The organism is Mesorhizobium sp. FG116 (genome assembly GCF_057809835.1).
This window is the reverse complement of record NZ_JBMDKS010000102.1, coordinates 1-2,158: the sequence shown is the minus strand read 5'-3', so window position 1 is coordinate 2,158 and position 2,158 is coordinate 1. Positions and strand designations below refer to the sequence as shown.

Here is a 2,158-nt window from a genome sequence, read left to right as displayed (position 1 = left end):
TGTCAATGACCGCGGAATCGGGACCCTTTTTTTTCATGTAAAAGGGACCCCGGTTTGGAGTGGCGAAGGGTACGTCGGTAAGCGCCCGATCAGGCGAAGCTGGTCAGGGTTGCACAGCCTGATCGGGCGCGGCTGATTTGCTTTTCGGCTTTAGCTTTGAGAGCGGCTTTTGAAGCGCCAGGATTCGTTTCCGGTCTCGACGATCTCGCAGTGATGGGTGAGACGATCGAGCAGCGCGGTGGTCATCTTGGCGTCGCCGAAGACGGTGGGCCATTCGCCGAATGCCAGATTGGTGGTGATGATGACGCTGGTGCGCTCATAGAGCTTCGAGATCAGGTGGAAGAGCAACTGGCCGCCGGCCTGGGCAAAGGGAAGATAGCCGAGTTCGTCGAACACGACGAAGTCGAGCCGGGTCAGGTGGTCGGCGATGCGGCCCTGGCGGCCGGCGCGGGCCTCGGTCTCGAGCCTGTTGACCAGATCGACGACATTGTAGAAGCGGCCGCGCGCGCCGTTGCGGATCAGGGCCCGGGCAATGGCGATGGCCAGATGGGACTTGCCCGTGCCGGTGCCGCCGACCAGGACGACGTTGCGCTGATCGGCAATGAAGGCTCCGCCGGCGAGATCACGAATCAGGCTCTCGTTGACGGGCGTGCCGGTGAAGTCGAAGTCGTCGATGTCCTTGGCCAGCGGCAACTTGGCGACGGTGAGCTGGTATTTGATGGAGCGCGCCTGCTTCTCCGATATCTCGGCCTGCAGCAGATCGCCGACGATCTTCGGCGGCTCGTGCTGCCGCTTGATGGCGACGCCCATGATCTCGTCATAGGCTGATCGCATCCCGTAGAGCTTCAGCACTCCCATCAGTTCCAGAACCTCGGTGCGTTCCATGGCTTAATGTCCTCCTGAGACTGTCATAGCGGGCGCAGTCGGCGATCGGCTCGTGAGCCAGCTTCAGCGCCTGGGGAATGGAAAGGATCATGCCCGGCGCCGGATCGCGGTGGCGAGCCAGGATGTTGAGGATCACCGCCGCCGACGAGACGCCGTGATCGAGCGCTTCCTGACAGGCCGCCTCGACCGCGCTCAATCCATCGCTCAGCACGCAGGTAAGGATCGACACCATCTGCCGGTCGCCGTCATCGGCAGCCTTGAGCTTGCGGCGCACCTTCTCCATGGCCGACGGCAAAACCCAGTTCTTGAACGGTGCGCCGTTGCGCAATCCACCGGGCTTGCGGGCCAGCACCGGCACGTAGTGCCAGGGATCGTAAATGACCTCGTTGCGGCCAAAACAGCGGGCATGTTCGCCCACGACCACGCCATCCTGTCGGATGACGATCCGGTCGGCATAGGCATGGATCTCGACCGGTCGGCCGACGGCGCTCGACAACACCGAGTATTTGTTGTTGTCGAAGCGCACCGTGCAGGTCTTCGACACCGAAGCCGGAATGCAGTGGAAGCCGTCGAAGCGTCCGGCATAGGGAATGAAGCTGGTCCGCTCTTCCTCGAACACTTCCCAGATCGTGCGCTCGCCCTGTTCGGGATGCGGGTGTGCCTTGGCCCAGGAGACGCATTTGTCGGCCAGCCAGCCGTTCAGGTCCTCCAGCGTCTTGAAGCGCAGCCTTGGCGTGAAGAAGCGCTCGCGCACCAGCCCGACCTGGTTCTCGACCTGCCCCTTCTCCCAACCCGACGCCGGCGTGCAGGCCTCAGGTTCGACCAGGTAATGCCCGCACATCTGCGCAAAACGGCGATTGTAGCGGCGATCCCTGCCGACGAAGATCGCGTCCACCGCCGTCTTCATGTTGTCGTAGATGCCGCGCGTGCAGGCCCCGCGGAAGAAGGCGAACGCCCTGTCATGGGCGTCGAACACCATCTCCTGCGTCTCGCGCGGATAGGCCCGAACGAAGAACATGCGGCTATGGCAAAGCCGCATGTGCGCCACCTTCAAGGTGACCGTCACGCCGTCCAGCAGGACGACCTCGTGGCTCCAGTCGAACTGGTAGGCCTCGCCAGGCGCGAAGCTCAGCGGAATGTAGGCCTCCGCCGCGGCGCTGCCGCGATCCGACTCCCACCTCTGGGCATGCCGCCACACCGAACTGTAGCTGCCGTCATAGCCCAGGCCACGAAGTTCCTCGAAGATGCGGATCAACGTTAGCCGCTCACGCTG

2 protein-coding genes are annotated in these 2,158 nt (G+C 63.2%); both read right to left on the bottom strand.

What is annotated here, in order from left to right:
• Positions 1 to 150: 150 nt before the first annotated feature.
• Positions 151 to 885: an IS21-like element helper ATPase IstB gene (gene istB, locus ACODTY_RS23860; protein WP_488996656.1), complete on the bottom strand. Its 735-nt coding sequence runs from the start codon at positions 883 to 885 to the stop codon at positions 151 to 153.
• On the bottom strand, positions 818 to 2,158 hold a 1,341-nt coding region (istA, locus tag ACODTY_RS23855; protein WP_488996655.1), incomplete at its 5' end, for an IS21 family transposase. The genes istA and istB, both read right to left, overlap by 68 nt.

Bases quoted from the DNA above. Each gene is read 5' to 3' on its own strand.
- istB (WP_488996656.1), bottom strand. From the start codon at position 885: ATGGAACGCACCGAGGTTCTGGAACTGATGGGAGTGCTGAAGCTCTAC.